The following is a 6,637-nucleotide window of genomic DNA, read 5'->3' on the forward strand; positions in this document are numbered from 1 at the left end:
CGAGTCGCGCGAGTTGGCGCCGTCCGGGCCGGCCACCCACGGCGGGCCCCAGGCTCGGGTGTCGTCGCCGACGCCGGGTCGTTCCACCTTGATCACTTCAGCGCCCATGTCGGCCAGGTTTTGCGTGCACCATGGGCCGGCGAGGATGCGCGACAGGTCGAGTACGCGGATATGGGAGAGTGTTTTTTCAGTCATTGCCAGCCATCGGGATCGTCGGATTCTTCGGATTCATTGGAGTCATCTGCGTCATTGGCAGCTTTTCATTGATTGCAGCCACGGCGCCGGGCTGGCGCTGTGGCTGCGATTCTGGCTGCTTTTCTCAATCCTTGCGCAGCAATTTTGCGCGTTCCACCAGCGAGCGTTCGGAAACGTAAAACGCCTTGGCCCATTGCTCGTAGTCCGCTGACGAGCGGTACCACGGCGTCTGGCGCAGGTTGTCCAGCAGCTTGCGGTATTCCGGGTCGTCGCTTGCGGTCTTGAACGCGTCCTGCAACTTCTTGACGATTTCCGGCGACATGCCTTTTGGTCCGACCAATCCGTATGGCGCAGGATAAGCCAGGTCATGACCCAGCATGCGCGCCGTCGGAACGCCCGGCAGCCATTGCGCCGGTTGTTCGTCGAAAGTCAGTACCACGCGCAGCTTGCCGGCGGCGACATGCGGGGCGACGCTGCCGGCGGCATCGACGGTGGCGACCACGTGTCCGCCGAGCAGGGCGGTAGCGGCTTCGCTGCTGCTCTTGTAGCCGATGTGGTTGACCTCGACACCGGCCATGCTGCCGAGCGCTTCCGACAACAGGTGCATGGTGGTGCCGGCGCCGGCGGTGCCGATGCTCAGCTTGCCGGGGTTGGCCCGGGCCCATGCCAGCAAGTCAGTGGCCTTCTGGTACGGCGAGTCGGCCCGCACGGTCATCACGAAGCTGTAACCGCCGAGGCCGGCAATCCAGGTGAAGTCACGCAGCGGGTCCCAGTCGACTTTTTGCATGTGCGGATAGCGCAGTACGCCGGCGGTGGCGGCGGCAATCGTATAACCGTCCGGCTTGTCGTTCTTGGCCATCGAGGAGGGCGCAAGGGTTGCGCCGGCGCCTGGCTTGTTTTCAACGATGATCGGCTGGCCGAGTTGCTTGCCGGCCAGATCGGCCAGCTTGCGGAACGTGATGTCGGTCGGGCCGCCGGCGCCGAAGCCGACCAGCAGCCGGATCGGGCGGGTCGGGTAAGCCTGGGCGCTGGCGCTCAATGGCGTCAGTGCGGCGACCAGCCAGCACAGCGTGGCCAGCACGGCCTTGATTCCCGGTTTCGGGACCATCGAAATCATCATCTTCAGTATTGCCATCGGGTGTCTCCTGGGGCGGTTGTGGTTGCTTTGATTTTTTTGCTTGCTTTGGTTCATGCGGTCAATCTGGTGCTGACGAAGCTGGCGCTGCGCCTGGCGGCACGCTCCAGGATGCACGCTGGTTCAGCGTGTCGACGTCAAAGCCGGCCAGCTGCTTGTAGCGGCGCTCGACCTCCAGCAATTCAGTGGCGGCGTCGGCGTGGGCGGCGCGGCGCGCCAGGCTGCTGACCTTGGCCATCACGTCGCCGGCCTGGTGCCGGTTGGCGGTCTGCACCTGGGCCGTGGCCAGCCGGCGTTGCCGGTCATACGATTGCAGGGCGGCGTCGATGCCGCTCTCGGTCGCCAGCGCATGCGCCAGCACGCGGGCGTCGATGATCGCTTGCGACGCACCGTTGGAGCCGAACGGATACATCGCATGGGCGGCGTCGCCAAGCAGCGCGCAATGGCCGTAGATCCAGCGTGGCAGCGGATCAATGTCGGCCATCGGGTATTCCCAGGCGATCGGCGCGTCTGCAACCAGTTGCTGGATATCGAGCCAGGCAAAGCGCCAGTCGCCCAGGCCCTCGGCCAGTTTGCGGGGCGACACTTCCAGGTTCCAGTTGCCCAGTTCGGTGACCTGCGTGCTGGCGTCGCGCGGCCGTACCAGCAGCCAGTTCTGCATGCCGTCGCCGATCGGATAGACCACGATGCGCTGGTGTTCGTCGCCGACGATCACCATTGAATGGCCACTGAGGAAGGGCGCGGCGCGGGTGCTGCCGCGATACATGACCCAGCCATTGGTCGCCAGCGGCGTGACCTGGCCTGCCAGGTGGTCGCGCAGCGCCGAACGTATGCCGTCGGCGACAATCACCAGGTCGGCTTCGAAGCGCATGCCGGCATTGGCCTGCAAGTCTTCGCCGGTCAACAGGACGCGATTGCTGGCGGCGATGTTGGTGGCAGTGGCCAGGCGCGTGCCGGTGCGAATCGCGTTTTGCCCGAGCCGCTCGCGCACCGCTTGCGCCAGCATGTCTTGCAGCTTGCCGCGATGGATCGAATATTGCGGCCAGCGATAGCCGGCGTCGATGCCGCGCGGCTCGGCCCAGATCAGTTTGCCGGCAGGGTCGTAATACGCCAGCTCCGCGGTGCGCACGCCGGCTTGTTCAAGCTGTTCGCCCAGTCCCAGTTCAACCAGTTCGCGCACCGCATGCGGCGGCAGGTTAAGGCCGACGCCGACCTGGCGTATCTCGCGTGCCGCTTCAAATACCGTCACCTGCCGCAAACCGTTTGCATGCAGGCTCAATGCTGCTGTCAATCCGCCGATGCCTGCACCGGCAATCGCAATGTCCATTGCTTGATCCTGTATTGAGGTCGCCTTGCCAGGCGACATTGCCTGCGGCATTGCCGGCATCGCTGCCGGCTGCCGTTCCACAACTGGCATCGCCCGCCTGCTGCGGGAATTGCGCCCAGCTGCCGCCGCAGCCAGTGGCCGCCAGCTGGCGGCCACTGGCCATTTGCGCGACTTAGTTGAGCGTGATGTTGGCCGTGGTGATCACCTTGTTCCAGCGGGTCAGCTCGGAATCGACGAACCTGGCGAAATCAGGCTGGCTGAGCGTACCGGGTTCGGCGCCCTGTTTCTGCAACTGTGCCGCCACGCGGGGCGACTTCAGTGCTTCCAGCACGTCGGTGGACAGTTTGCGGGTCAGCTCGGCCGGCATTTTGGCGGGGGCGTACATGCCAAACCAGGCTGTCGCTTCAAAGTCCTTGACGCCGGCTTCCTGCATGGTCGGGATTTCCGGTGCGGCACGGGCGCGCAGGGTGGTGGTCACGGCCAGTGCTTTCAGGCGTCCGCTCTGGATGTGCTGGATCACGCCGGGCAGCGAGTCGAACATCATCGGGATCTGCCCGCCGAGCAAGTCGTTCAGCGCCGGCGCCGCGCCCTTGTACGGAACGTGCACGATGTCGATGCCAGCGGTGTGCTTGAACAGTTCGCCAGCCAGGTGATTGGCGCCGCCCGGCCCGGCCGAGCCAAAATTGATCTTACCGGGCTGTTCCTTGGCGCGCTTGATCAATTCCTGCACGGAATTCACGCCCAGCGAAGGATGCACCACCAGCACGTTGGGCACGGCAGCGACCAGCGCAATCGGCGTGAAGTCGCGCCGGGTGTCGTACTTCATCGACTTGTACAGGCTGGGGTTGATCACGTGATGGGTGGCGGTCACCATCAGCGTGTAGCCGTCCGGTGCGGAACGCACCAGTTGTTCGGAACCGATCGTGCCGCTGGCGCCGCCGCGATTGTCGACCAGGACGGTCACGCCCCATTTCTGGGACAGTTCATTGGACAATTCACGGGCCAGGATGTCGGTAGTGCCGCCAGGCGGGAAGGGTACGATGATCTTGACTGGCTGCGACGGAAAGCGCTGTGCCAGCGCACTGCCGCAAGTGGCGATGGCAAGCAGCGAAACTGCCATCAGGCGGATGATTTTTTTCATGGTCTGTCTCCTCGGTTTGTCAGGCGCTGGTGCTTGCGCGGCCAGCGTTGCCAGCCTGACCCGAGGGTGCCGGGTCGGCTGGCTTTGTGGTTTGCTTTTGCGTCTGTTCGACCGTCTTGCGAGCCTGCACGGACGGCATCCGGCCGTGGCCCCGGTCAGTCCTGGTCAGTCCCGGTGCGGAAATTCAACCATGGCTTCACCCGTGGCGACGGTCTCGCCGCGCTGGTTGAGCACCGTCACGTCGAGCGTTGCCCAGCGGCTTTTCTCGGTGCGCTGCGTGCCGGTCACGATGCCGTGCGGCGTGATGGTGTCGCCCGGCTTGACCGGCATTTTCCAGCGCGTTTCCAGCCGCCGGTGTTCGCCGCCCAGCGGATACAGCCAGTCCGTCAGCATCTTGCTGATCACGCCGAAATTGTTCATGCCGTGCATGATGATGCCACCGAAATTGGTCTTGCCAAAGCTGCCCTTCATGTACTCGTCATCCAGGTGCAAGGGATTGAAGTCGAGCGAGGCTTCGCAGAATTCGCGGATCGATTCGCGGGTTGGAGAAAACGGCGTGCCTTCTATGGTCAGGCCGGCTTGCAGGGTGTCGAAAGTGGTTGTCATGTTGGCCTCATGCCGGGCGAATGGTCCAGCCGCGACCCGAGCAAATCACCTGGTCGTGCTGATTGAAAAATACGTTGTCGTGGACCACGAACAGGCGCTCGCGACGGATGAACTTGTCGAGCGCGCGCGCTTCCAGCCGGATCACGTCGCCCGGACGAGCCGGGATGTTGTAGCTCCATGACTGGCCGGCATTGACGGTGCCGGGGCTGCGCATCCAGTCGTCGGCCGGCGTGCAGGAAAACATCAGCAGGATATGGATGGAGGGCGGTGCGATCAGTCCCTTGTAGTGCGACTTGCGGGCCACTTCCTCATCGAAGTAATACGGGTGGGTGTCACCCACCACGCGGCAATATTTCTGGATCGCTTCCAGTGTCAGTGTGTAAGGCAGGGTCTTGCGGGGTGCGCCGGGGACGATGTCGTCCCATACCTTGCGCCGCGCTTCATCCTTCCAGAAATCAGTTTCGAACTCTTGCTGCATGCTGTCCCCCATACTCGGGATTTGTTATAGAATGTCCGCTGTGCGGACGTTGGTAACCGCCTGACGTTCATTTTCACCTTTTTAGCCGCGTTGTCAAGATGCGGCGCATTGGCAGCCTGGGTCGGTTGCCGAGTTCCATGCCCGTACACACGTTGCGAAAGGAAAAACCAATGGCAACACCGGAGAGTGATGCATTCGTGCGCTCGTTTGCGCGCGGCCTGAAGGTCATTGAAGCGATGGGGCGCGGCGAGCGTCGGCAGACCATTGCCAGCATTGCCCAGACCTGCGATTTGCCGCGCACGGCAGTACGGCGCTTCCTGCTGACGCTGGCCGAACTCGGTTTTGTACATGGCGATGGCAAGCTGTATTGGCTCACGCCTAAAGTGCTGCGCCTGGGCATGTCCTACCTGTACGCATTGCCGTTCTGGCGCAATGCGCAGTTGGTGCTGGAAGAATTGTCGATGAGCGTGGGGCAGTCTTGCGCGCTGTCGGTGCTCGACGAGGAAGACATCGTCTACGTCGCTCGCGCCCATAGCCGCAAGATCCTGGCGATGAGCCCGGTGCTGGGCAGCCGTTTTCCGGCGCATGCGGTGTCGATGGGGCGGGTGCTGTTGTCGGGGCTGGATGACGCACAGCTAGATGCGTATCTCGACCGTACGCAACTGACCCGGCTGACCAACTGGACCATCACCGATCGCCAGAAGCTGGCCGAGCATATCCGCCGTGCCGGCGAGCAGGGCTATGCCTGGGTCGACCGTGAGCTCGATGAGTCGATCTGCGGCATCGCGGTGCCGATCCGCGATGCGGAAACCGGGGTCACCGCGGCAATCAACGTGAGCTTGCCAGCCGGCCCCTGGACCGAAGAAACGGCGCGGGATGAATTCCTGGTGCCCTTGCGCCAGGCCGCTGCCCGGATTCGCAGCGCGCGCAAGTAAAGGATCGGGACAGGTCAGGGGCCTGGCGTGCTGCCAGGCCCTCTGTTTCAGAACTTCACGCCCGGTCCCATCGGACCGCCGCCGCCTGGCCCCATCGGACCGCCGAAGCCGCCCGGCCCGGGTGACATGGGCGCCACCGGCGGACCCATTCCCGCACCACCCGGCGCGCCAAAGCCTGGGCTGCCGAAGCCGCCCAGCGGTGCGCCCGGGCCTGCCCCACTGCCTGATCCAAAGCCGCCGACCGTGGCAGCCTGGCCGCTGGCCGCGGGCTGGCTGGATCCGGCTGGTTTGGCGCCTTCGTCCACCCTGGCACGATCCTGGGTGGTCGGCGTTGGTCCTGCCCCGAGGCTGGTGCCGGTGCCCGGCCTTGCCGGTCCCGTTCCGACGGCGCCGGTACCCGATACGGGCCCGGTGCCTTTTGGATCGGTAACGGTCGTCGTGGTCGTCGTCGTGATGGTGGTCGTGCTGCTTGTTCCATTCACGCTGGTGCTGGTGCCCCCACCTGGTTGGCCGCTGCCGTTGGTGCCACCGCCCGGCGAACCGGAACCGTTCGTTCCGCCACCTGGTTTGCCGGTGTCGTTGGTACCGCCGCCTGGCGAGCCGGAACCGTTCGTTCCCCCGCCTGGTCGGCCGGTGTCGTTGGTGCCGCCGCCCGGTGAACCGGAACCGTTCGTTCCGCCACCTGGTTTGCCGGTGTCGTTGGTACCGCCGCCCGGTGAACCGGAGCCGTTCGTTCCGCCACCTGGTTTGCCGGTGTCGTTGGTACCGCCGCCTGGCGAGCCGGAACCGTTCGTTCCGCCACCTGGTTTGCCGGTGCCGT

The 6,637-nt window shown here is 64.5% G+C and carries 7 protein-coding genes and 1 pseudogene; 1 reads left to right on the forward strand and 7 read right to left on the reverse strand.

Going from position 1 to position 6,637, the window contains the following annotated elements; translation table 11 throughout:
• The 6 genes from Q7T64_RS02605 to Q7T64_RS02630 form a co-directional block, all read right to left on the reverse strand.
• A partial coding sequence (locus tag Q7T64_RS02605; protein WP_304790699.1) for a CoA transferase occupies positions 1–195 on the reverse strand: 195 nt, incomplete at its 3' end.
• A 124-nt stretch (positions 196–319) separates the two neighbouring features.
• Positions 320–1,330, reverse strand: coding sequence for a tripartite tricarboxylate transporter substrate binding protein (locus Q7T64_RS02610; RefSeq protein ID WP_304790703.1), 1,011 nt, complete (start codon positions 1,328–1,330; stop codon positions 320–322).
• A 61-nt stretch (positions 1,331–1,391) separates the two neighbouring features.
• Complete coding sequence (locus tag Q7T64_RS02615) at positions 1,392–2,657, reverse strand: FAD-dependent monooxygenase (RefSeq protein ID WP_304790706.1); 1,266 nt, start codon at positions 2,655–2,657, stop codon at positions 1,392–1,394.
• Between the two features lie 172 nt (positions 2,658–2,829).
• Positions 2,830–3,798: a tripartite tricarboxylate transporter substrate binding protein gene (locus Q7T64_RS02620; protein ID WP_304790709.1), complete on the reverse strand. Its 969-nt coding sequence runs from the start codon at positions 3,796–3,798 to the stop codon at positions 2,830–2,832.
• A gap of 165 nt (positions 3,799–3,963) precedes the next feature.
• Entirely contained in the window at positions 3,964–4,404 is a 441-nt protein-coding gene (locus Q7T64_RS02625; protein WP_304790712.1) for a MaoC family dehydratase, read from the reverse strand.
• 7 nt (positions 4,405–4,411) lie between these two features.
• The gene (locus Q7T64_RS02630; protein WP_304790715.1) at positions 4,412–4,882 is read right to left on the reverse strand and encodes a MaoC family dehydratase; all 471 of its coding nucleotides are present in this window, start codon (positions 4,880–4,882) and stop codon (positions 4,412–4,414) included.
• A 170-nt stretch (positions 4,883–5,052) separates the two neighbouring features.
• Between Q7T64_RS02630 and Q7T64_RS02635 the strand changes: the two genes are divergently transcribed.
• On the forward strand, positions 5,053–5,817 hold the full coding sequence (locus Q7T64_RS02635) for an IclR family transcriptional regulator C-terminal domain-containing protein (protein ID WP_304790717.1): 765 nt from the start codon (positions 5,053–5,055) through the stop codon (positions 5,815–5,817).
• Between the two features lie 47 nt (positions 5,818–5,864).
• Here the strand turns inward: Q7T64_RS02635 and Q7T64_RS02640 are convergent.
• A pseudogene (locus Q7T64_RS02640) lies at positions 5,865–6,637 on the reverse strand (hypothetical protein); the annotation flags it as partial.

Origin of the sequence: Lacisediminimonas sp. (assembly GCF_030645335.1) — a bacterium.
Taxonomy (GTDB): Bacteria; Pseudomonadota; Gammaproteobacteria; order Burkholderiales; family Burkholderiaceae_D; genus Lacisediminimonas.

Bases quoted from the DNA above. Each gene is read 5' to 3' on its own strand.
- Q7T64_RS02610 (WP_304790703.1), bottom strand. From the start codon at position 1,330: ATGGCAATACTGAAGATGATGATTTCGATGGTCCCGAAACCGGGAATC.
- Q7T64_RS02615 (WP_304790706.1), bottom strand. From the start codon at position 2,657: ATGGACATTGCGATTGCCGGTGCAGGCATCGGCGGATTGACAGCAGCA.
- Q7T64_RS02620 (WP_304790709.1), bottom strand. From the start codon at position 3,798: ATGAAAAAAATCATCCGCCTGATGGCAGTTTCGCTGCTTGCCATCGCC.
- Q7T64_RS02625 (WP_304790712.1), bottom strand. From the start codon at position 4,404: ATGACAACCACTTTCGACACCCTGCAAGCCGGCCTGACCATAGAAGGC.
- Q7T64_RS02630 (WP_304790715.1), bottom strand. From the start codon at position 4,882: ATGCAGCAAGAGTTCGAAACTGATTTCTGGAAGGATGAAGCGCGGCGC.
- Q7T64_RS02635 (WP_304790717.1), top strand. From the start codon at position 5,053: ATGGCAACACCGGAGAGTGATGCATTCGTGCGCTCGTTTGCGCGCGGC.